Here is a 21364-nt window from a genome sequence, read left to right as displayed (position 1 = left end):
CCCCTCCGCTGCGCTCCGGACCACTCATGCGGCCAGCAACTCCTTCACCAGCCGGGCCGGGTCGTCGGCCCGCATGACCGCGCCCATCACGGCGACGCCGGCCGTGCCCTCGTCGAGGCAGTCGCGGACCCGGGCCGGGGTGTCGACCCCGCCCAGCGCGTACACCGGGACGGACGCGACCCGCGCCATGCGGCCGAGCGCGGCCAGGCCGAGCGGCGGGCCGTAGCCGGGCTTGCTGCGGGTCGGGTAGATGGGCGAGAGGGTGGCGTACGCGACGCCGTCCGCCCCGGCCGCCACCAGGTCCTCCAGGCCGTGGCACTTACGCAGGGCCGGGTCCTCCTCCAGCAGCAGCCGGCCGCCGACCTGGTCGAGCACGGTGCGCAGGGCGCTGGCCAGCTTGAGGCGCCGCCGCGGCGGCAGGTCGTGCTCGCGCAGGACCACCTCCCGGGCGCCACCGTCGACGGCCATGGCGACCACGTCCTCGAGCGGCCGCTCCGCCAGGTGCCGGTCGGTGAAGATCAACAGGCCGGGCTCTACCACGGGAGACCCTCCATCGGGCTGGATGCGGTCGCGTGCGTACGGCGGGGGATGCGGCCGGCGAGGTACGCCAGCCGGCCGGCCCGCACCGCGAGGCACATCGCCTCGGCCATGCGGGCCGGGTGCTCGGCCCGAGTAACGGCGGAGGCGAGCAGCACCCCGTCGCAGCCCAGCTCCATGGCCAGCGCCGCCTCGGAGGCGGTGCCGATGCCGGCGTCGAGGATGACCGGGACGGTGACCTTCTGCCGGATCAGCGCGATGTTGTGCGGGTTGCGGATGCCCAGCCCCGAGCCGATCGGCGCGCCGAGGGGCATGACGGCGGCGCACCCGGCGTCGGCGAGGCGCTGGGCGAGCACGGGATCGTCCGAGGTGTACGGCAGGACGACGAACCCGTCCGCCACCAGCTGGGCGGCCGCGGCGACCAGCTCCACCCCGTCGGGCAGCAGCGTGTCCTCGTCGCCGATCACCTCCAGCTTCACCCACGAGGTGCCGAAGGCCTCGCGGGCCAGGTGGGCGAGCTTGACCGCCTCGGTCGCCGTGTAGCACCCGGCGGTGTTGGGCAGGACCCGCACGCCGCACCGCTCGATGACGCCGAGCAGCGACGGCGCGGCCGGGTCGAGCCGGCGCAGGGCGACGGTGACCAGGGCGGTGCCGCTGGCCCGGATGGCCGCCTCGAGCGCGGCATGGCTGCTCGCCCCGCCCGTCCCGAGGATCAGGCGGGAGTCCAGCTCCTCCCCGGCGATCGCAAGCCCGTCAGCCACCCTGCACCGCCGTCAGCACCTCGACGTGGTCGCCCTCGGCGGGGCGGGTGTCGGCCCAGCGCGAGCGCGGCACCACGTCGCCGTTGAGTGCGACGGCGATGCCCCGCGGGTCGTCGCCCGCGAGGGCGTGGACCACGTCGGCGACGGTGATGTCATCCGCGACGGTCGACTCGATGGTGTTGACCACGAGCTGCATACGGCTCACTCCTGACTCCCTGCGCCGGCATGACCCGGATCAGGTTCGACGGTCGGGGGCTCACAGCCCCCCTCTCAGCCCGGTCACACCGGACTCCCGTGGGGTACGCCTCGACCTTAACGCCGCAGCCACCGTCAGGTAAAGCGGGTCGGCCCGAACGCGTCGAGGTTCACGCCGGTCGATCCGCGCGTCGCCAGGTCGGCGATGGCCTCGGCGGTGACCGGCGCGAGCAGCACGCCGTTGCGGTGGTGCCCGATCGCGACCAGGGCGCGGCCGCCCGGCAGCCGGCCGAGGACCGGCGCGTTGTCCGGGGTCCCCGGGCGCAGGCCGGCGAGGGTCTCGGCCAGGGCCAGCTCGGCGACGCCGGGCAGCAGGTCGGCGGCGGGGCGCAGCAGGTCGAGCACGCCGCCCGCGGTCACCGTGCGGTCCTCGCCGCGCTCCTCCTCGGTGGCCCCGACGACCAGTTCGCCGTCGGCCCGCGGGACCAGGTACACGTGCCGGCCGTTCGCCACGCCGCGGACCACGCGGGTCAGCAGCGGCTCCGGTCCGCGCAGCCGCAGCAGCTGCCCCTTCACCGGGCGGACGGGCAGCCCGGTCAGACCGGCCGCGGAGGCGCCGGTGGCGACGATGGTGAGCTCGTGCGGTACCGCGGCCAGGTCTTCGATCTTCTCCGCGGCGAAGCGAACGGGCAGGGTCCGCAGGGCGCGCAGCAGCAGCCTGGGGTCGACCTGGTGGTCGCCGGGGGCGAACGCCCCGCCGCGCACCCGCGGGGACAGCAGCGGCTCCCGCTCGCGCAGCTCGCGGCCGGTGAGCGGCTCGATCGGCGCCCCGGCCCGCCGGTAATAGCCCACGAGACGGTCGATCTCGGCCTGGTCGTCGCCGGTGAGCGCGACCAGCAGCGTCCCCTCGGTGCGGTAGCCCAGCGCCTGCCCGGTGCGCGCCTCGACCCGCGCGGCGAAGCCCGGCCAGCGGCGCATCGACGCGGTCATGAGCTCCTGCAGGGCCTCCTCGCCGAAGTTGGCCTCGGCGGTCGGGGCGAGCATGCCGGCCGCGACCAGCCCGGCGCCGCGCGCGGGGTCGGGGTCGTAGACGGTGATGTCGGTGACACCCCGCTCGAGCAGCTCGAAGGCGATGGCCAGGCCGATGATCCCGCCCCCGACGATGCCGGCGCTCATCGCGTGAACTCCATGGCCGCCGCGTAGGGGTCCTCGGCCCCGCTGACCGCGCCGACCACGGCGACCGCGTCCGCGCCGGCGGCATAGAGCTCCCGGGCCCGGGCCGCGGTCACCCCACCGATGGCCACCACCGGCACGTCGACCGCCGCGGCGACCGCGCGCACCCCCTCGGGGCCGATCGCGGCCGGCAGCCCGGCCTTCGTGGTGGTGGTGAAGGCGGGCCCGACACCGAGGTACGAGGCGCCGTCGGCGACCGCGCGCCGGGCCGTCTCCGGGTCCCGCGCGGTCGCGCCGAGGATGGCGCCGGGGCCGAGGATGCGCCGGGCCGCGGCCACCGGCAGGTCGTCGGCGCCCACGTGCCCGCCGTCGGCCCCCGCGGCGAGCGCGATGTGCAGCCGGTCGTTGACCAGGCAGGTGCGTCCCAGCTCGCGGCACATCGCCAGGACCCGCCGCGTGAGCTCGTAGGCCTCGCGGTCGGTGACGTGGTCCTCGGGCCGCACCTGGATCACGTCGAAGCCGGCCTTGAGCGCGGCGGCGACGGTCTCGATCGGGTTCTTCCCGGGCCTGGTATCGGTCACCAAATGAAGTCGCACCGCGTCAGCTTCGCAGACGTGCGGCAGGCACGACCCGACCGGACCGGCCTGCAGCCGCCTGTCGGACCACGGCCGCACGATGGCGCGGGGTCATCGTGGCGACGGCCAACAACGCGCGCTGTCCGCCCCTGACTCGCGGGCCGCCGTCGGGGTACTCACCCTGGAACCCGACGCTGGGGCACTGGGCCGTCAACCAAGAGTGGGGCTAGTCGTGATCGGCGCAGGTGTCGATCGGGTTTGCCGTCTCCAACGTCCGAGGGTTCACAGTGGCTGTGCCCTCGAAGCCGTCATGTGCACGGACCTTGACCTCAGCAGGACCAACGAAGCTCACCTCGATCTGGTCGGCGTCATAGCAGATGGAGGCGAGTGGATGTATGGCATTCCTGCTGAACACCCCGTCACGGCTACGCGCCCGCAGAATCACGTAGTTCCCGGAGTCGCCATAACGGGTGGCGACAATGACCTCAAGTCTCCGGTCCGGCGCGACCGCGACAACGGCCACATCGTGATCCATCTCTTCATAGAAGAACAAGTGAGTAACCGGATAACCGCACCACAGGGCCACTGCCAGCAGAAACGCCAGGAGCGCCCCGCCTTTCGCCGCCCAGCTACTCCGGTCCACCGCCGGCGCACCGAGCGAGACCGCCGCCCCGACCAGCAGCGGCATCACAAACACCGCGACCGACAACATGACCGCACCGCGCAAAGGCTGCAAGTACACGTAGCGGCCATGATCGAACTGTGCGACGACGACTACCAACGCGACAACAAAGAGCATGGCGAGCACCAGAACGCCGACCCGGCGGTATCGCGTCACCGACAGGCGCTCAGAACGAGTCGCAGGAGTCGTCACGGGCGCATCCTCGCATGGAGGCGCGCCACCGGCCGGCCTGAGCACGATGCCTCGGCGCCATCACGAGTCGCAGAGCGCGGGGTCGACCTCGTTCCGCGTCGGAGTTCCCCTCGTCGGACACCGCGGATCGAGCGCAGCCGCTGAAACAGTGCGAGCGGTGCACACACGGCGCCCGGGGAGGGATACGGACGAGGCTTTTCGCAGCTGACCGGGGCTTATGTCCGGAAATGGGGGCGAAAAAGGCCCGGCCAACGCGTTGGCCGGGCCTTTTGGCGGTGTTCAGCTGGAGGCGACGCCCAGGTGGCCCTCGCCGCCGTGGAACTGGGTGCCCTCGGCGAAGGCGGTGTCGAAGCGCGACTGCAGGGCGTCGAGCTCGCCGAACTGGCCCTGGTGCGCGTTCTCGCTGCCCTCGGCGCCGAACACGTGGTCGTCGACCGAGGCGTCGTGGCTGTAGCTGGTCTGGTCGTCGGCCTCGTAGTGCACGGCCGGGGCCTGGTCGAACTCGACGTGGGTGCCGTGCGCGTAGTCCGTGGACGTGTCGGCGTGGTGGTCGTTCTCGTAGGTGCCGAACTGGTTGTTGTAGTCGGCCTCCGAACCGTGAGCCTGGTGCAGCTGGTTCAGCGCGTCGTGCTCCTGGCCGGCGCTGACGTGGCCGTAGTCCACGCTGTCGTGGCCGCCGTCGTAGCCGCTGTCACCGGCGTCGAAGTCGCTCATCTGTTCCCCTAGGTCGTCCTGGCGTTGCCTGGAACGGTACGGCCACCGCCGGGCCGTGCAATCCCGGAAACCTGCCAATGGCGGGTAGCCGACAGAAGTGCACCATGCGCACAGCGGCTTGGCTGTCGGGCTTTGGCGTGTTCGGGTCGGGCCACGGGGAGGTCTCCGGGGCCGCCGGATACGCTGTCCGCCGTGATCGGGCCGCTGGCAGTCGCCATCCACGTGCTGTCGCTGGCGCTCGCCGTCTGGGCGTTCGCCGAGTTCTTCCGGCACCGGGAGCCGACCCGGCCGCTCTTCGCCGGCCTCGGCGTGGTCGAGCTGCTGGTGCTCGTCCAGGTCGTCGTGCTGGCCGTGCGCATGGCCGGCGGCCAGGGCCCGCAGACCGGCGACGAGCAGGTCACGCTCGTCGGGTACCTGCTCACCGCCGCCCTGCTCCCCCCGGCCGGCGCGGTGCTGGCCCGCATGGAGCCGACCCGGTGGGGCTCCCTGCTCATCGGCGCGGCCGCGGTGATCGTGCCCGTGCTCATCCTGCGACTCGGGCAGATCTGGAATGGCTGAACCAACCAACAAGGGCCCCGGCCGCGTGCTCGTGGCCATCTACGGCGTCTTCGCCCTGTCCGCCGGCGCCCGCGCGAGCGTGCAGATCGCCTCGAAGTTCCGCGAGGCTCCCCTGGCGTTCACCCTCTCGGCCCTCGCCGCCCTCGTCTACATCGTCGCGACCGTCGCCCTGGCCCGCTCCAGCGCGACGGCCCGCCGCGTCGCCGTCGCCGCGGTCGCCTTCGAGCTGGTCGGGGTGCTCGCCGTGGGCACCGCCAGCCTCCTCGACAAGGACGCGTTCCCGGACGCCACGGTCTGGTCCGGCTTCGGGCAGGGCTACGGCTACGTCCCGCTGGTGCTGCCGTTCGTCGGCCTCTTCTGGCTTTGGCGAACCTCCCGACGCGACCCCGTCGCCTCTGCGACTGCGCCGAAGGACTGACGCAGCGAACATTCGCGGCATGACCTCATCCCGCGTGCTGTTCGCGGTCGCCGCCCTGGAACTGGCCCTGGGCGTCGGCTTCCTCACCCTCGGCGCCGACGTCACGCTCGCGTACGTGGGCGGCGCGCTGATCGTGGCCTCCGCGCTGCTGTTCTGGGTCGGCGTGCGGTTCTCGATGCGCGCCGCCCAGGCCCGCGCCCTGCGCCTGCGGGCCGTCGTCGGCACGGCCCAGGTCCTGGCCGCCCGCCAGACCGGCGTGTCGGTCAACGACCAGCCGCAGGTGGCGTTGGACCTGCGGATCACCGCACCGGGCCACGGCACCTACGACACGACGGTGCAGGACTACGTGCCGCTCATCGCGCTGGGCCTGCTGAGCAACGGCCGCCCGCTGTCGGTGCGCGTCGACCCCCTCGACCGTCAGCGGATCCTGATCGACTGGGAGTTCGTCCACGCGGCCTCCGCCGCCGAGATCCGGCGGGCTCTCCCGTCCAGCTAACGGAAGTCGCGGGACGGGGACCGGATCGGCAGGGCCAGCACCGCGAGGTGGTCGGCCCGCAGGTTGAGCACCCCCTCCACCCGCTCGAGGATCCCCCGCACGAGCATGGCGTTGGCCGTGCGGGCGACCTTGCGGTACCGCTGCCAGAGCCCCGGCGTGCAGGTCACGTTGAGCATGCCGGTCTCGTCCTCGAGGTTGATGAACGTCACCCCGCCCGCAGTCGCCGGCCGCTGCCGGTGCGTGACGATCCCGCCGACCGACACCCGCCGGCCGGCCTCGACCCCGTGCAGCGCCTCGACCGCGAACGCGCCGATCGTGTCGAGGTACGGCCGGGCGAACTGCGCCGGGTGCGCGTCCGGGGCCAGGCCGGTCGCCCAGATGTCGGCGACCATGCGCTCGACGGCGTCCATGCCGGGCAGCATCGGGGCCGTGGTCCCGCCGGTGGTGCCGGGCAGCCGGCCCACGGTCTCCTTGGCCGCCGCGCCAGCCGCCCACAGCGCCTCGCGGCGGGTCAGCCCGAGGCCGGCGAACGCGTCGGCGGTCGCCAGCGCCTCGAGGTGGGCCGTGGTGAGGGCGGCGCGGCGGGCGAGGTCGGCCATCGAGGCGTACGGGCCGCCGGCCAGGCGTTCGGCCTCGATCCGCTCGGCCACCTTCGCGCCCAGCGAGCGCACCGCCTTCAGGCCCAGCCGCACGATCGGGCCGCCGCGGCCCCAGTCGCGCGGCCGCGCGCCGGCGCCGTCCGGCGGGTGTGCGGGCGGTTGCAGGGTGGCCATGGCGGCGCTGCGGTTGATGTCGGGGCGCAGGACCGTCACGCCGTGGCGGCGGGCGTCGTCGACCAGGCTCTGCGGGGAGTAGAAGCCCATCGGCTGGGCGTTGAGCAGGGCGGCGCAGAAGGCGGCCGGGTGGTAGCGCTTCAGCCACGCGCTCGCGTACACCAGGTAGGCGAAGCTCATCGCGTGGCTCTCCGGGAAGCCGTAGTTGGCGAACGCGGACAGCTTGTCGAAGAGCTCCTCGGCCAGCGGGCCGGTGATGCCGTTGCGGGCCATGCCGGCGAAGAGGCGGGCGCGGATCGCGGTCATGCGCTCCATCGAGCGCTTCGAGCCCATGGCCCGGCGCAGCTCGTCGGACTCGGCCGGGGTGAAGCCGGCCACGTCAATGGCCATCTGCATGAGCTGCTCCTGGAACAGCGGCACGCCCAGCGTCTTCTCCAGGGACGGTTCCAGGAGCGGGTGCGGGTAGGAGATCTCCTCCAGGCCGTTCTTGCGCCGGATGTACGGGTGGACCGAGCCACCCTGGATCGGGCCCGGGCGGATCAGGGCGACCTCGACGACGAGGTCGTAGAACGTGCGGGGCTTCAGGCGCGGCAGGGTGGCCATCTGGGCGCGGCTCTCCACCTGGAACACGCCCACCGAGTCGGCCCGGCAGAGCATGTCGTAGACCTCGGGGTCGTCCAGGGGCATGTGGGCGATGTCCAGCTCGGAGTCGATCATCTCGAACGCGTACCGCAGCGCCGAGAGCATGCCCAGCCCCAGGAGATCGAACTTGACCAGGCCGACGGAGGCGCAGTCGTCCTTGTCCCACTGCAGGACGGTGCGGTGCGCCATGCGGGCGTGCTCGACGGGGCAGACCTCGATCACCGGGCGGTCGCAGATGACCATGCCGCCGGAGTGGATGCCCAGGTGACGCGGGAACGTGAGCAGCTCGTTGGCGAAGTCCACGACCTGGGACGGGATCTCTTCCAGCTCGGCGGTCGCGACCGCATGTTCCGCGTTCGCGACTGCGGGGCTCGCAGGCTCACTCCTCGCGCTCACATAGCCCCAATGCTCGACCTGCTTGCTCCACGCGTCCTGCTGGCCCGGGGAGTGGCCGAACGCCTTGGCCATGTCGCGGATCGCGGACTTCGGGCGGTACGAGATGACGTTGGCCACCTGGGCGGTGAACGTGCGGCCGTACTTGCCGTACACGTGCTGGATGACCTCCTCGCGGCGGTCCGACTCGATGTCGATGTCGATGTCGGGCGGGCCGTCGCGCTCCGGGGACAGGAAGCGCTCGAAGAGCAGGCCCCAGCGCACCGCGTCGACGTTGGTGATCTTCAGGGCGTAGCACACGGCCGAGTTGGCCGCCGAGCCGCGGCCCTGGCAGTAGATGCCGTTGCTGCGGCAGAACGTCACGATGTCGTGCACGACCAGGAAGTACCCCGGAAAATCCAGCTCCTCGATCAGCGCCAGCTCGTGTTCGAGCTGCTCATGGGCCTTCTGATTGCCGGGGTACCGCTCCGCCGCGCCCTGCGCCGTGAGGTGGCGCAGCCACTGCATCTCCGACACGCCCGCGACCGGGACGGGGTACGCCGGCAGGTTCGGCGCGACCAGCTGCAGGTCGAAGGACAGTTCCTCGCCCAGGGCGGCGGCATGCGGTACCGCATCGGGGAACGCGGCGAACCGGGCGGCCATCTCGGCGCCGCTGCGCAGGTGCGCGGTGCCGGCCGCGGGGAGCCACCCGTCGATCTCGTCGAGGCTGCGGCGGGCCCGCACGGCGGCCAGCGCGGTGGCCAGCCGGCGCCGCGCGGGGCCCGCGTAGTGGACGTTGTTCGTGGCCACGACCGGAAGGCCGAACCGGTCCGCCAGGTCGGCCAGCGCGTCGTTGCGCTCGTCGTCGAGCGGGTCGCCGTGCGAGGTCAGCTCGACGGCCACCGACCCGGGACCGAACAGCGCCACCAGCCGGTCCAGCTCCGCGGCGGCCGCGTCGGGGCCGTCGCGCAGCAGCGCGGCGGGCACGTGCCCCTTGCGGCAGCCGGTGAGCGCCACGACGTGGTCGCGCAGGTCGGCGGCGGCGGACTCCAGGTCGTACACCGGGCGGCCCTTCTCCTCGCCCCGCAGGTGCGCCTCGCTGATGACGCGGGACAGCCGGGCGTAGCCCTCGGGGCCGCGGGCGAGCAGCAGCAGGTGCCGCCCGGCCGGGTCCGGCTCGCCGTTCTGCGGGCCGGGCAGCCCGAGGGACAGCTCCGCGCCGAAGACGGTGCGCACCTCCAGCGCCCGCGCCGCCTCGGCGAAGCGCACCACGCCGTAGAACCCGTCGTGGTCGGTGATCGCCACGGCCGGCAGCCCGAGCCGGGCCGCCGTCTCGACCAGCTCCTCGGGGTGGCTGGCCCCGTCGAGGAAGCTGAAGTTGCTGTGGCAGTGCAGCTCGGCGTAGGGCACCGGGTCGTCGGGCCGCACGAGCGCCGGCGCCTGGTACTCGGCGCGCTTGCGGGACCAGGCCGGCGAGTCGCCGCCGTCGCCGTGGTCGGCCGCGAGCACGTCGGGGTGGTAGCCGGGCCCGGGCGGCTCCCAGCCCTTGCCGTCCGGCCTGCGCCCGGAGAGCCGCCGTTCCAGCTCCGACCACGGGATGTCGGGGTTGTTGAAGCCCATCAGTCGTACAGCGCTTCCATGAACCAGGCACCGTTGCGCAGTACCGCGGAGAAGGCCCGGTCGTCGGCCAGCTGCAGCTGGAACCGGGCCACCCGCCACGACTCGCCCTCCGCCCACCAGCGCTCGTCCACGGGCCAGGGGCCGGCCCACCCGACGATCCCGACGAAGTGCTCTTCGCCGCCGATTCGAGCCTTCGCCGGTACGGCGCTGAGCTCGAGTCGCCCGCCGACGCGCACGGGCTGCCCCTCGATGTCGACCACCTCGGCCGGCAGCGGTTCGGCGTACACGGTGGCGGGGCTCGGCCCGGGCACCCGGCCGGGCCACGGCGCCTCGGCCCCTTGGGCGACCCGCTCGTCGCCCCAGGCCACGAGCCGGATGCGGCTGCGGTCGGCCCGCCCGCCATCGAGCACGGCGGTGAGCACCGCGTCGGGGCCGAGCAGGCCCTGGACCCGGGAGAACGCCCGGTGCGCGCGGTCGCGCTCGTCGCCGGCCTCCCCCCAGAGCCCCGGCTGCAGCCCGAGATGCTCGATCACCCCCTCCGGCACCAGCCGCAGCCGGATGATCCCCGCCGCCCGGCTGCGGGACCCGCGCAGCCAGCCGTCGAGCTGCCAGCGCAGGCGGTCGGCGATGGCGTTCACGCTCAGCAGGCCGTCGTGGCGCCAGGTGCGGACCAGCTCCTCCCCCGTCTCGGTGACCGCCTCGATGGCCAGCCGGGTGCAGGCCAGCCCGTGCGCCCCGAGCCGCTCGTGCAGCCGCTCGGCGAGCGCCCGGGCCGCGAACGCCGCCGCGTCGACCCGGTCGACCGGCTCGTCGAACGCCTCGCTCACGTCGAGGTCGACCGGCGGCCGGCGCGGCGCGAGCGGCCGCTCGTCGCGCCCCCCGGCGAGCCGGTGCGCGAGCGCCGCGTCGAACCCGAACCGCTCGAGCACGTCGGCCCCCGGCAGCGCCGCGAACTCCCCGAGCGTGTGGATGCCGAGGCGGCGCAGCAGGTCGACCAGCGACGGCCGCCCGAGCGCCCCGATGCTCAGCCCCTCCAGGAACTGCGCGGTCTCCCCGTCCGGCACGATGACCCCGGCCCGCGCCGCGAGCCCCGCCGCGAACGTCCCGTCGGCGATGCCGACCTGCGCCTCGACGTCGCACTGCTGCGCGATGTGCTCGACGATCCGCTCGGCCGCCGCGGCCTCCCCGCCGTGGTACCGCGCCGGCCCGCGCGCCCCGAGCGCACAGGCCCCGGGCCGCAGCGTCTCCACCCCGGCCGCAATGTGCTCGACCGCCGCGAGGACCGGCTCGAAGGCCCGCATGTCCCGCCCCGGATCGTGCTCGAGCACGATGAGGTGCGGGCAACGCCCCTGCGCCTCGCGCTTGCGCAGCCCCCGCCGCACGCCTTCCTCGCGCGCCGCCGGGGACGCGACGAGCACCCGGTTGGCGTGCATGACCGCCACCGCCTCGTGCGCCGGGTACCCGTCCACGATCTCGGCCGCGATCACCGGCCAGTCGGGGCACCACACCACGATCGTCCGCACCGTCCTCACCCCACCCTGCGCAACGTGTCCCCGCCGGCCTCTCGCCCACCGGCCTCCCACCCACCGGCTCCCCGCCCGCCGGCCTCCCACCCGCCGATCTCCCGCCCGCTGACTTCCCGCACGCTGACCTTTCGCTCGCCGATCTCCCGCCCGCCGGCCTTTCGCTCGCCGGCCTCGGCGCCTCGGCTGACCGGCGGGAGTACGCCCTGCACCGCCGGCAGCCACAGGGTCACCTCGCGCGGCGCCGAGGCCGCCCCCCGCCCGCGGGCCTGGATGGTCATCTCCCGCCCCCGCAGCCGCCCCCGCCCGGCGCCGAGGCCGCCCCAGGCCCCGCGCACCGGCGCGACGGTCAGGTCGGCCCCCGTCCACGCCCCTGCGGGCATGAACACGCTCCCCCGCTGCCGGGCCCGGGCCGCCAGCCGCCCGGCCACCACCGGCGCCACCGGCCCGGGCGGCGCCGCCACGACGATGTCCACCCCGTCGAGCAGCGCGGCCACGATGGTGGTCCACTCGGTCCCCGGATGCGGCACCAGCGCCAGCCGCTCCAGCGCGATCCCCATCTCGGCCGCGGCGATCGGGCTGAGCCCCGGCAACCCCACGACCGCACACCACGACCCGGCCCGCGAGGCGGCGGCGAGCAGCGCGAGCAGGACCGAGGAGGTGTGCACCGCGATCGTCGCCCCGCGCCGCAGCCCGCCGCCCGGCAGCAGGGCCCGCAGCCCCGAGAGCACCGGCAGCGTCCGGGTAACGCCCACCTCGGCGGCGGCGTGCTCCCCGGCCGTGCGCACCGCGCCGCCCAGCCCGGCCGCCCGCACCGCGCCGCCCAGGTCAGCCGCCCTCACCACCTGCAGCCCGGCCGCCCGCCGGGCCGCGCCTCGCAGCCGCTCGCCCGGAGCTTGCCGGTTCGAACCGCCGACGGGGCTCAGCCCGGAGTCCTCGGCGCCGCGCCCGTCCGGATCGGCGGCCACCCGCTCGAGCCGACGAGGCGTCGAGCGCCCGCCGACGACGGCGACCGATGCCCAGTCGTCGTCCTCGGGACGCGCCTCGTCGTACGCCTCGTCGTCGAACTCGGCGGCCACCGAAGCCGACATGCCAGCCACGGCCTTGCTCCCCCACTGTCCTGCCACTCGCTCGCCCGGCTGAACCCCGAGCGATAAACACCGATAAATATGGGCAAATCGCCCGAAAGCTCATTCGCACTGGAGCCCCGTGGACCTCCGCCGCCCTCAGGTACGGCGAGGCGGCCCCTCACCCCCGAGGCGCGACGAACGCCGCGACGGGAGGGCCTCACGGGCCACCGCCACCCGGGCACGCGACAACGGAACGGCAGCCGGAAGGGGGAAGTAACCGGCGGCCGATACCGAGACGGGCCGAAGAGCGGAAGGCACCAGACCCTGAGGGGCAAGACACGCCGCGACGGCCCGGAGACCGGCGGCCGAGCCCCGATGGATGCGACCGGAACGCCCCGCAGCAGAGCAAAGGAAAGCGGCGGAGCACGCGCGGGACGGCCGACCAGCACAGGCCGCCGACGCCGGGACGACGCCGGCAACCGGCGGGAATGCCTCGCGGAAGATCGACGCCCGGGTGAGGTGAACAACCTCCGGCAAGGCCACGCGGACGCCCGGCGCCGAGGAGAAGTGGACGACCCACGGGGAGGCCGCGCGGAAGATCGGCGCCCGGGCGAGGTGCAAGGCCACGCGGACGATCGGCGCCGAGGCGAGGCGGGCGACCCACGGGGAGGCCGCGCGGCGGGTCGGCACTGGAGTGAAGGTGGGCGGCGGGACGGGGAGGGTGGGGCGCGCCGGCCGGGAGGGCCGGCGGGCGCGGCCGGGGCGCGTGGGCACGGGGTGCGCGCCGGGGAGCGCCTGGGAGGCGGGCGTCGGAGTGGGAGCGGCGAGGCGCGCGGGAGCGCCGGGCGCGGGGGGCTGGTGGGCGCGGCCGGGGAGCGTGGGCACGTGGGTGGGCACCGGGGTACGGACCGAAGGTGGATGGCGGGGCGGGTCAGCTGGCCAGGCCCTCGAGCCGTGGCTGGTAGGAGTAGCCCAGGGCGACCTCGATCACGGCGATGAACTGCTCGGCGGCGCGCATCAGGTCGTCGGCCTCGCGGGCGCTCACCACGCGGGGGATGCCGGCCTCGGCGGCGGAGCGCTTGCTGGCGCCCGCGGCGAAGAAGGAGGCCCACTCGGTCAGCTCGGGGGCGACCAGGACCAGGAGGGACCAGACGCTGGTCACGCGGCTGCGGCGGCCGGGGGCGGCGGGGACGGCGCGGGCGGCCAGGACCGCGGCCGCGGCGCGCAGGGCGGCCAGGTGGGCGGTGGCGTAGCGCATGCCGTCGGCGCGGATCTCGGCGGCCTCTTCCAGGCCGTGGCGGGCCATGGTCAGCAGCTCGCGCGGGGTGCGGTGCGGGAGGGCGTGTGCGGGGACCTGGAGCTGCTGCCGGGACGGCGCTCCGGCCGACGTGGGGGCCGGGAAGCGACTGACGTTGGACGAGGTGGTCGAACGGTTCGTCGGCATGTGCTCTCTCCCTCGGGTGGTGCGGTGGCAAGTCGGTGCCTGTGGTGCGCCCTGGGGCGCTTGTCGCGCCGGCTGCGGGGGGAGTCGCAGCGGCACGCGGGCGAACGGGTGCCGGGTCCGCGATGAGCGACGGCGCGCCGGCCGGGCGTGGAGCTTCCCCACACCACACCCGGCCGGCTGGGTCGCCGCCCGCCGCCCGGGGGTCGTGGGCGACGAGCGGCGGCCCCGCCTGAGGCCAGACCCGCGAAAATCTGGCCTCCGCGGTGTCGCGGACCGCGCTCGGGGTGGGCGCCGCGAATCGCTTTCCCCGAAGCAGTTCGAACATCCGTTCGATGGGTTAAGACTACACTGCGGTGGGTGGGGGGTGGCAATGGTTGGGGGAGAAATTTCGAACAGATGTTCGGGTGATCATCCCCGCCGCCGGTGGGGGTGAGGGCGATCGCCCCCGCCCCGAAGGGCCGTCGTCCCCGCCCCCCAAGAGCCCTCGTCCCCCGCCCCCGAAGGGCCGTCATCCCCCGCCCCCGATGGGGTGGGCAGGAAGCCGGGCACAACCCGCACCCTAGCGAGGGGGTACGACAGAACCCGGCCGCGGACAGGCAAGATAGAGACCATGCAACCCCATCCCAACGTGCAGGCGATCCAGGACGCGCTCGACGCCGCCGATGCGCGCAACGCGGCCGGCGAGCCCTGCCGGGTCACGGTGCTCACCGAGCCGGTGCACACCGCGGCCGCCGCGGCGGCGGCCATCGGTATCGAGGTCGGGCAGATCGCCAACTCGCTGATCTTCAACGCCGACGGGGAGCCGCTGCTCGTGCTCACCTCCGGGGCGCACCGGGTCGACACCGGGAAGGTCGCGGCGCTGCTCGGGCTGGGCAAGGTCAAGCGGGCCGAGGCCGACTTCGTCCGGCTGCACACCGGGCAGGTCATCGGCGGGGTCTCGCCGCTGGGGCACCCCAAGCCGGTGCGGACGCTGGTCGACGTCGAGCTCGGGCGGTTCGACGAGGTCTGGGCGGCGGGCGGGATTCCGCAGGCGGTCTTCCCGATCACGTACGCCGAGCTGGTGCGCGTCACCAGCGGTACCCCCGCCGAAGTGGCGTGATCGCGCGCCTCCACGTCTGGCGGGTGCCGGCGCGCGCGGTGCCCGCGATGTTCTGGTCCATGGCCGTCGATCGGCGGAAGATCCGCGAACGTGCCGGCTTCGCCAAGCTGCTCGGCACCGGGAAAGGGCGCGAGTTCGGGGTGGGTGCGGCCGACCTGACCCGGTGGGCGGCGATCGTCGTGGGCGAGCCGGCGGTGCGCCCGCCGATGCGGGGGGCGGTGAGCAGCTGCACGCTGACCCTGGAGCCGATCGCGAGCCGCGGCACCTGGTCGGGATCGTCGCCGTTCACGCCCACGGGCCCGCAAGGATCGGGCGACCAGCCCGTGGCCGTGATCACGCGGGCCCGGCTGCGGGCCGCGCGGGCGGTGGCCTTCTGGCGGGCCATCGATCCCGTTGCGCGTGACCTGCGCAACGCCGAGGGGCTGCACTGCGCCTTCGGCATCGGGGAGGCCCCCGTAGGATTCCAGGGCACGGTCAGCGTCTGGCGCTGCGCGGCGGACGTCGTGCGATTCGCGTACCGTCGGCCGCAGCACGCCGCGGTCGTGGCGCGCACCCCGCGGCAGGGCTGGTACGCCGAGGAGCTGTTCGCCCGGTTCCGCGTGCTCGACATCGACGGCGACCGAGAGGTGATCGGGTGGAGGGACGGCCAGTGAGGCTGGTGCGGTGGCGCGGCGAGGACCTGCTCGACCACCTCGACGACGTCATCGCCGTCTACGGCGAGGCCATGGGGTACTCCGTGCAGCTGCTGCAGACCCGCCGCGGCTACGTCGCCGGGCACACCCGCCGCGAGTCGTTCCAGGCGGTCGCGACCCTCGACGACGAGAACAACCTGCTCGGCTTCGGGTACGGCTACCGCGGCGCCCCCGGCCAGTGGTGGCACGACCAGGTGCGCAACGCCCTGAAGCGGGACGCGCGCAAGCACTGGCTCGCCGACTGCTTCGAACTGGTCGAGCTGCATGTCCGCCCGCACGCCCAGGGCAACGGCATCGGCGCGCGCCAGCTGCACGACCTGCTCACCAACGCGCCGCACCGCACCGTGCTGCTGTCCACGCCCGAGGCGCCCGAGGCCACGTCCAGGGCCTGGCGGCTGTACCGCCGGTTCGGCTTCGTCGACGTCCTGCGCCACTTCAACTTCCCGGGCGACGACCGCCCGTTCGCCGTGCTCGGCCGGCAACTTCCCCTGTGAGACCGTGGACCGTTCCCGTGTGAGACCGTGGATCGGCCTCGGCGCCCTGGTGCTCGCCGAGATCGGCTATCCACTCACCGCAGGACACGCCCGCGCGGCGCTCGTCGTCGTCACCGTCGCCATCGGCTTCCTGCTGTCCGTGGGCCACGCCTACGCCTCGAGGGGCCCGCGCGCGGCCGCGCTGCTGGTGCTGATCACGGCCGGCGGCGGCCTCGCGGTCGAGGCCGCCGGGCGGAGCACCGGCTACCCGTTCGGCGACTACGACTACACCGGCGCGCTCGGCCCGCGGCTGCTCGGCGTGCCGCTGGTCATCCCGCTGGCCTGGACGTGGATGGCCTGGCCGGCGTGGGTGGCGGCGGCCCGGCTGACCACCCGCCCGGTCGCGCGCGTCGCCGTGGCCGGGGCCGGGCTCGCCGCGTGGGACCTGTTCCTCGATCCGCAGATGGTGTCGCAGCGGTACTGGCTGTGGCACACGACATCGCTGGCGCTCCCTGGCGTGGCGGACATCCCGCTCACCAACTACCTGGGCTGGCTGGGCGTCGCCGTCGCGCTGATGGCCCTGCTGCGCCTGGCCCTCGGGGACGACCCCGCGCGACCGGGCGACGACGCGCCGATGTACGCGATGTACCTGTGGACGTACGTCTCCAGCATCATGGCCCACGGGATCTTCCTGGGCCTGCCGGCCTCGGCCGCCTGGGGGGCCGTGGGCATGGGGCTGGTCGCGATCCCGCTGGCGGTGCGGCTGTGGCGCCGCTGATCGGGTGCGCGGCGCTGGCCGCGCTGCTGGTGCACACGCTGGTCAACGCCCGCCTGCTGCGCCGCCCGCCGGCCGCCGCGCCCGCGCCCGGGCCCGGGGAGGTCGCCGTGCTGCTGCCGCTGCGCGACGAGGCCGGGCGGGTCGAGCCGTGCCTGCGGGCGCTGCTGGCGCTGCCTCCCGCCGTACGCCTGCTGGTGCTCGACGACGGGTCGGCCGATGGCACCGCGGATGTCGTCCGGCGCGTGGCCGGGGGTCGCGCGACGCTGCTGAGCGGGCGGGCGCTGCCGCAGGGGTGGCTCGGCAAGCCACACGCGTGCCAGCAGCTCGCCGACGCGGCCGGGGACGCCGAGGTGCTCGTGTTCCTCGACGCCGACGTGGTGCTCGCCCCGGACGCGGTGGCGCGCGCGGTCGCGCTGCTGAGGACGACCGGGGTGGATCTGCTGAGCCCATATCCGCGCATCGAGGCCGGCAGTCCCGGCGAGCGGCTCGTCCAGCCGCTGCTGCAGTGGTCGTGGCTCACGTTCCTGCCGCTGCGGGCGATGGAGCGCTCGCCCCGCCCGTCGCTGGCCGCCGCCGGTGGTCAGTTCCTGGTCGTACGGCGCGAGGCCTACGAGCGTGCCGGTGGCCACGCGGCCGTGCGGGACAAGGTGCTCGAGGACATCGAGCTGGCCCGGGCGGTGAAGCGGGCCGGCGGGCGGATCGCGCTGGCGGACGGCGCGGCGCTGGCCCGCTGCCGGATGTACACCTCCTGGCGCGAGCTGGCCGACGGCTACAGCAAGTCGCTGTGGGCCTCGTTCGGCTCGCCGGCCGGCGCGGTGGCGGTGCTCGCGCTGCTGCTCGCGCTGTACGTCGCCCTCCCCGCGACCGTCTTCTTCGGACAGTGGGCGGGGCTGGCCGCCTACACGCTCGGTGTGGCCGGCCGGGTGGTCAGCGCCCGCGCGTCCGGCGGCCGGGCGTTCCCCGACGCGCTCGCGCATCCCGCGTCGGTACTGCTCTTCGCCTGGCTGGTCGCCCGCTCCTACCGGCGACGGGCCAGCACCACGTGGAAGGGGCGCCCGACGTGGCTGCGGTGATCGTCGTCGGGGCCGGCGTCGGGGGGCTCTCGGCGGCCGCGCGGCTGGCCGCGGCCGGGCATCGCGTGACGGTCTTCGAGCAGGCGGGGGTGGTCGGCGGGAAGCTCGGGCGCCACGAGCGGGCGACCGAGGCCGGGACCTTCACGTTCGACACCGGGCCGAGCCTCTTCACGCTGCCGCAGGTGGCCGCCGAGCTCTTCGCCGCCACCGGCGGGGGCGGACTGGACCTGACGCCGCTCGATCCGATCGTGCGGCACCGCTTCGCCGACGGCACCGTCCTCGATTCGGCCCCCGGCGAGCGGTTCGCCGAGCGCATCGCCGAGACCCTGGGCGCGGACGCGGCCGCGGACTGGCGGCGGCTGTGGCGGCGGGCCGGGCGGGTCTGGGAGGCGTCCTGGCGGCACGTGCTGACCAGCCCGGTGGACCCGGTGCGCATGGCCGGGCTGGCCTGGCGCCTCGGCGACCTCGCCGCCATCGCGCCCGGGCGCACGCTGCGCGGCCTCGGGCGCACGCACCTGCGCGACCCGCGGCTGCGCGTGCTGCTGGACCGCTACGCGACGTACACCGGCGCCGACCCCCGCCGCGCCCCCGCCGCCCTGCTGGCCGTCCCCTACGCCGAGCTGGCCTTCGGCGGCTGGTACCTGCGCGGGGGCCTGGGCACCCTGGCCGGCGCGCTGCTGGAGCGCTGCGCGGAGCTGGGGGTCGTGGTGCGCACCGGCACCGCGGTGCGCTCGATCGCCGTGGAGGGCTCCCGCGCGGCCGGCGTGGTGCTGGCCGACGGCGCCGTGGTGCCCGCCGACGTGGTGGTGGCCAACGCCGACGCGCTGCACGTGTACCGCGACCTGCTCCCCGCCCCTCGGCAGGCCCGCCGGCTGCACGCGCGCAGCCTGGGCGGCTTCGTGCTGCTCCTCGGCGTGCAGGGGCGCACGCCGGGGCTGGCGCACCACACGGTCCTCTTCCCGCGCGACTACGACGCCGAGTTCGACGCCATATTCGGCAGCGCGCCGTCGCCGGCCGCCGACCCCACCGTCTTCGTGACCGTGGCCGACGATCCGCTGGTGCGGCCGGAGGGGTACGAGGCCTGGTTCGTGCTCGTCAACGCCGCCCCGCAGGGCCCGGTCGACTGGCCGTCGGTCGCGCCCGGCTACGCAGACCGGGTGCTGGAGGTGCTCGCGGCGCGCGGCTTCGACGTGCGGGAGCGGCTGCTCTTCCGCGAGGTGCGCACGCCGGCCGACCTGGAGGCGGCGACCCTCTCCCCCGGTGGGGCCATCTACGGTACGGCCGCCCACGGGCTGCTGCGCCCGCCCAACCGCGCGCCGGTGCGCGGGCTGTTCCTCGTCGGCGGGTCGGTGCACCCGGGCGGCGGCCTGCCCCTCGTGATGCTGTCCGCAAAGATCGTGGCGGACCTCATCGGAGCCGGCTGAGCGACTTCATGTGCGCTGCCTGTTCTCCGGCAGGTACATCGGGTCGGGGATGTGCACCGGTTCAGCGCAGGGCCTTGCGCACGGCGGATACGAGCTGGGCCAGGCCGATCAGGGACAGGGCCAGGGCGATCGCGGCCGTGACGGTGGCGGCGCGCGGGTCGGCCAGGGTCGCCAGGAGGCCGAAGACGGTGACCAGGACGCGGGTCGGGCGCTCGGCGACCGTGATCGTGCCGATGTCGCTCATGCCGGCGGCCGTGGCGCGGGCCCGGACGTACTCGTGCAGCCACATCGCGGCGCCCGCGGCGACGGTCAGCCACGGTGGCGCGCCGAGCAGCGTGAAGGCCAGCAGCCAGGCGGCCTCGCTCAGGCGGTCGGCGGCGGCGTCGTACACCTGGCCCATGCGGGTGGCGCGGTCGGCGATCACCGCCAGCACGCCGTCGATGGTGTCGGCGACGGCGGAGAAGAGCACCAGCAACGCCGCCACCAGGGGGCCGGCGGGGAATGCGGGGGCGCTCAGCGGTACCGCCGCGGAGAGCAGCAGGCCGGCGAGGGTCACCGCGTCGGGGCTGCGCACGCCCAGGCGGACCAGCGCGGTGCCCAGCCGGTGGCCGAGGCGCAGCCAGCCGCGGACCGGGGGCGAGGCCCGGCGCGGGTCGTAGCCGCCGTGGGTGAGGGACCAGCGCGCGCAGTACTGGTCCCAGCCGAGCGGGTCAGGCCCGCGCACCGACGCCGAGCTGCTGCCACACCTCGCGGGTCGCGGTGGACCGGTTGAAGGTGATGAAGTGGATGCCGGGGACGCCCTCGTCGAGCAGGCGCTGGCCCATCTCGGTGGCGTGGTCGACGCCCAGGCGGCGCACCGCCTGCGGGTCGTCGGCGATCCGCTCGAAGCGCGCGGCGAGCGCCGGCGGGAACGGGGCGCCGGAGAGCTGCTGCGACCGGGCGATGGTGCCGATGGCGGTGACCGGCATGATCCCGGCCACGATCGGCGTGTCGCACCCGGCCGCGGCGACCCGGTCGCGCAGCCGCAGGTAGTCGTCGACGTCGAAGAACATCTGCGTGATGGCGAAGTCGGCGCCGGCCCGGCACTTGCGCACGAAGTTGGCCGTGTCGGCCTCCACGTCGGGCGAGCGCGGGTGCTTGAACGGGAACGCGGCCACGCCGATGCTGAAGTCCCCGGCCTCGTGGACCAGCTGGACCAGTTCCTCGGCGTAGAGCACGCCCTCGGGGTGGCGGACCCACTCCGCCGTCGGGTCGCCCGGCGGGTCGCCCCGCACGAGCAGGAAGTTGCGGATCCCGGCCCCGGCGAGCTGCCCGATCACGTTGCGCAGCTCGGCGATCGAGTGGTTGACGGCGGTCAGGTGCGCCATCGGCAGCAGCGTGGTCTCGGTCGCGACGCGCTCGGTGACCGCCACGGTGGTGTCGCGGGTGGAGCCGCCCGCGCCGTACGTGATCGAGACGAACGAGGGCTGCAGCGACTCGAGCTCCCGGATCGCCTGCCACAGCTGCCGCTCGCCCTCGGCCGTCTTCGGCGGCGAGAACTCGAACGAGATCGTGGGCCCGTGGTGCGCGATCAGGTCGCCGATCGACGCGGGTCCACCAGCCATGACAGAGGGAAGTCCGAGAGCCACGCCCCGAGCGTAGTGCCCAACCCCCGCAGGTAGGCAGTCCCGCGAGCTGCGGGGCGCTGCCGGACCGGGAATTCTGTCGTACCCCCGGGGTACAACGGGGGTGGACATCGTTCGGGTGGGGTCACTGGTCGCAGGAGGTGAGCAATGCCTGGCCAACCGGGCGGGCGCCAGCCCGCCACCGAGTCGTTCGGCGCCTTGCTGACCCGCCTGCGCCTGGCGCGGGGCCGCTCGCAGCTGCGCCTGGCCGAGATGCTGTGCGCCGCCGCCGGCGTGCCGACGATCACACGGCACGAGGTGTCGCGGTGGGAGCGCGGCGACCGCATTCCGGGTCCGCCGTGGCTGGCCTGGCTCGCGTTGGTGCTGCAGGTGTCGCCCACCGACCTCGAGCGCGCCGCCGCCCGGTCCCGTCGGCTGCGCACCCCACCGCCGCCGGCTCGCACGCCCGAGCCGGC

The 21364-nt window shown here is 74.7% G+C and carries 22 protein-coding genes, 1 pseudogene and 1 riboswitch; of the genes and pseudogenes, 10 read left to right on the top strand and 13 right to left on the bottom strand.

What is annotated here, in order from left to right:
* Positions 1-24 precede the first annotated feature (24 nt).
* The 7 genes from AB0M46_RS21105 to AB0M46_RS21075 form a co-directional block, all read right to left on the bottom strand.
* Entirely contained in the window at positions 25-540 is a 516-nt protein-coding gene (locus AB0M46_RS21105) for a thiamine phosphate synthase (RefSeq protein ID WP_363338359.1), read from the bottom strand.
* The gene (locus AB0M46_RS21100) at positions 534-1298 is read right to left on the bottom strand and encodes a thiazole synthase (protein ID WP_363338357.1); all 765 of its coding nucleotides are present in this window, start codon (positions 1296-1298) and stop codon (positions 534-536) included. The genes AB0M46_RS21105 and AB0M46_RS21100 overlap by 7 nt, the downstream gene beginning before the upstream one ends.
* A complete protein-coding gene (gene thiS, locus AB0M46_RS21095) occupies positions 1291-1494 on the bottom strand; it encodes a sulfur carrier protein ThiS (RefSeq protein WP_363338458.1) in 204 nt (67 codons plus the stop codon). The genes AB0M46_RS21100 and thiS overlap by 8 nt, the downstream gene beginning before the upstream one ends.
* Positions 1493-1603: riboswitch (TPP riboswitch) on the bottom strand. It overlaps the preceding gene by 2 nt.
* Positions 1604-1628: 25 nt before the next feature.
* Entirely contained in the window at positions 1629-2669 is a 1041-nt protein-coding gene (gene thiO, locus AB0M46_RS21090) for a glycine oxidase ThiO (RefSeq protein WP_363338355.1), read from the bottom strand.
* Positions 2666-3262: a thiamine phosphate synthase gene (thiE, locus tag AB0M46_RS21085; RefSeq protein WP_363338353.1), complete on the bottom strand. Its 597-nt coding sequence runs from the start codon at positions 3260-3262 to the stop codon at positions 2666-2668. Before thiE ends, thiO begins: the two co-directional genes overlap by 4 nt.
* A gap of 205 nt (positions 3263-3467) precedes the next feature.
* The gene (locus AB0M46_RS21080; RefSeq protein ID WP_363338351.1) at positions 3468-4115 is read right to left on the bottom strand and encodes a hypothetical protein; all 648 of its coding nucleotides are present in this window, start codon (positions 4113-4115) and stop codon (positions 3468-3470) included.
* A gap of 279 nt (positions 4116-4394) precedes the next feature.
* Entirely contained in the window at positions 4395-4829 is a 435-nt protein-coding gene (locus AB0M46_RS21075) for a hypothetical protein (protein WP_363338349.1), read from the bottom strand.
* A 192-nt stretch (positions 4830-5021) separates the two neighbouring features.
* On the opposite strand from AB0M46_RS21075, the gene AB0M46_RS21070 reads away from it, so the two are divergent.
* From AB0M46_RS21070 to AB0M46_RS21060, 3 genes are read left to right on the top strand one after another with little or no spacing between them, the layout of a single operon-like run.
* On the top strand, positions 5022-5387 hold the full coding sequence (locus tag AB0M46_RS21070; protein WP_363338347.1) for a hypothetical protein: 366 nt from the start codon (positions 5022-5024) through the stop codon (positions 5385-5387).
* Positions 5380-5805 (top strand): hypothetical protein, encoded by a 426-nt coding sequence (locus tag AB0M46_RS21065; protein WP_363338345.1) that lies wholly within the window; start codon positions 5380-5382, stop codon positions 5803-5805. The genes AB0M46_RS21070 and AB0M46_RS21065 overlap by 8 nt, the downstream gene beginning before the upstream one ends.
* Before the next feature lie 19 nt (positions 5806-5824).
* Complete coding sequence (locus AB0M46_RS21060) at positions 5825-6301, top strand: hypothetical protein (RefSeq protein ID WP_363338343.1); 477 nt, start codon at positions 5825-5827, stop codon at positions 6299-6301.
* On the opposite strand, the gene AB0M46_RS21055 is transcribed toward AB0M46_RS21060, so the two are convergent.
* The 4 genes and pseudogenes from AB0M46_RS21055 to AB0M46_RS21040 form a co-directional block, all read right to left on the bottom strand.
* On the bottom strand, positions 6298-9708 hold the full coding sequence (locus AB0M46_RS21055) for an error-prone DNA polymerase (protein ID WP_363338341.1): 3411 nt from the start codon (positions 9706-9708) through the stop codon (positions 6298-6300). The genes AB0M46_RS21060 and AB0M46_RS21055 overlap by 4 nt on opposite strands.
* Positions 9708-11240 carry a DNA polymerase Y family protein gene (locus tag AB0M46_RS21050; protein WP_363338339.1) on the bottom strand — a complete coding sequence of 511 codons (1533 nt, stop codon included), beginning with the start codon at positions 11238-11240 and terminating at the stop codon, positions 9708-9710. Before AB0M46_RS21050 ends, AB0M46_RS21055 begins: the two co-directional genes overlap by 1 nt.
* 206 nt (positions 11241-11446) lie before the next feature.
* Positions 11447-12112: pseudogene (locus AB0M46_RS21045) on the bottom strand (hypothetical protein); the annotation flags it as partial.
* Between the two features lie 1120 nt (positions 12113-13232).
* On the bottom strand, positions 13233-13745 hold the full coding sequence (locus tag AB0M46_RS21040) for an SAV_6107 family HEPN domain-containing protein (protein WP_363338337.1): 513 nt from the start codon (positions 13743-13745) through the stop codon (positions 13233-13235).
* Between the two features lie 610 nt (positions 13746-14355).
* Here AB0M46_RS21040 and AB0M46_RS21035 point away from each other — a divergent pair.
* From AB0M46_RS21035 to crtI, 6 genes are read left to right on the top strand one after another with little or no spacing between them, the layout of a single operon-like run.
* On the top strand, positions 14356-14844 hold the full coding sequence (locus AB0M46_RS21035) for a YbaK/EbsC family protein (protein WP_363338335.1): 489 nt from the start codon (positions 14356-14358) through the stop codon (positions 14842-14844).
* Positions 14841-15497: a monooxygenase gene (locus AB0M46_RS21030; RefSeq protein WP_363338333.1), complete on the top strand. Its 657-nt coding sequence runs from the start codon at positions 14841-14843 to the stop codon at positions 15495-15497. Before AB0M46_RS21035 ends, AB0M46_RS21030 begins: the two co-directional genes overlap by 4 nt.
* Positions 15494-16030 carry a GNAT family N-acetyltransferase gene (locus tag AB0M46_RS21025; protein WP_363338331.1) on the top strand — a complete coding sequence of 179 codons (537 nt, stop codon included), beginning with the start codon at positions 15494-15496 and terminating at the stop codon, positions 16028-16030. Before AB0M46_RS21030 ends, AB0M46_RS21025 begins: the two co-directional genes overlap by 4 nt.
* A gap of 19 nt (positions 16031-16049) precedes the next feature.
* Complete coding sequence (locus AB0M46_RS21020) at positions 16050-16787, top strand: carotenoid biosynthesis protein (RefSeq protein ID WP_363338329.1); 738 nt, start codon at positions 16050-16052, stop codon at positions 16785-16787.
* Positions 16775-17860, top strand: coding sequence for a glycosyltransferase (locus tag AB0M46_RS21015; protein WP_363338327.1), 1086 nt, complete (start codon positions 16775-16777; stop codon positions 17858-17860). The genes AB0M46_RS21020 and AB0M46_RS21015 overlap by 13 nt, the downstream gene beginning before the upstream one ends.
* Positions 17848-19284 (top strand): phytoene desaturase family protein, encoded by a 1437-nt coding sequence (gene crtI / locus AB0M46_RS21010; protein ID WP_363338325.1) that lies wholly within the window; start codon positions 17848-17850, stop codon positions 19282-19284. The genes AB0M46_RS21015 and crtI overlap by 13 nt, the downstream gene beginning before the upstream one ends.
* 61 nt (positions 19285-19345) lie before the next feature.
* Here crtI and AB0M46_RS21005 read toward each other — a convergent pair whose 3' ends face one another.
* Entirely contained in the window at positions 19346-20008 is a 663-nt protein-coding gene (locus tag AB0M46_RS21005; RefSeq protein WP_363338323.1) for a CDP-alcohol phosphatidyltransferase family protein, read from the bottom strand.
* Positions 19995-20912, bottom strand: a complete 918-nt coding sequence (gene metF, locus AB0M46_RS21000; protein ID WP_363338321.1) for a methylenetetrahydrofolate reductase [NAD(P)H] — start codon at positions 20910-20912, stop codon at positions 19995-19997. Before metF ends, AB0M46_RS21005 begins: the two co-directional genes overlap by 14 nt.
* 144 nt (positions 20913-21056) lie before the next feature.
* On the opposite strand from metF, the gene AB0M46_RS20995 reads away from it, so the two are divergent.
* Positions 21057-21364: helix-turn-helix transcriptional regulator (locus tag AB0M46_RS20995; RefSeq protein WP_363338319.1), on the top strand; the 308-nt coding region annotated here is incomplete at its 3' end.

This window comes from Dactylosporangium sp. NPDC051485 (assembly GCF_040682015.1).
In the GTDB taxonomy this organism is placed as follows: domain Bacteria; phylum Actinomycetota; class Actinomycetes; order Mycobacteriales; family Micromonosporaceae; genus Dactylosporangium.
This window is presented reverse-complemented; position numbering and strand designations above follow the sequence as displayed.

Bases quoted from the DNA above. Each gene is read 5' to 3' on its own strand.
- AB0M46_RS21040 (WP_363338337.1), bottom strand. From the start codon at position 13,745: ATGCCGACGAACCGTTCGACCACCTCGTCCAACGTCAGTCGCTTCCCG.
- AB0M46_RS21075 (WP_363338349.1), bottom strand. From the start codon at position 4,829: ATGAGCGACTTCGACGCCGGTGACAGCGGCTACGACGGCGGCCACGAC.
- thiO (WP_363338355.1), bottom strand. From the start codon at position 2,669: ATGAGCGCCGGCATCGTCGGGGGCGGGATCATCGGCCTGGCCATCGCC.
- AB0M46_RS21065 (WP_363338345.1), top strand. From the start codon at position 5,380: ATGGCTGAACCAACCAACAAGGGCCCCGGCCGCGTGCTCGTGGCCATC.
- thiS (WP_363338458.1), bottom strand. From the start codon at position 1,494: ATGCAGCTCGTGGTCAACACCATCGAGTCGACCGTCGCGGATGACATC.
- AB0M46_RS21035 (WP_363338335.1), top strand. From the start codon at position 14,356: ATGCAACCCCATCCCAACGTGCAGGCGATCCAGGACGCGCTCGACGCC.
- AB0M46_RS21060 (WP_363338343.1), top strand. From the start codon at position 5,825: ATGACCTCATCCCGCGTGCTGTTCGCGGTCGCCGCCCTGGAACTGGCC.
- AB0M46_RS21055 (WP_363338341.1), bottom strand. From the start codon at position 9,708: ATGGGCTTCAACAACCCCGACATCCCGTGGTCGGAGCTGGAACGGCGG.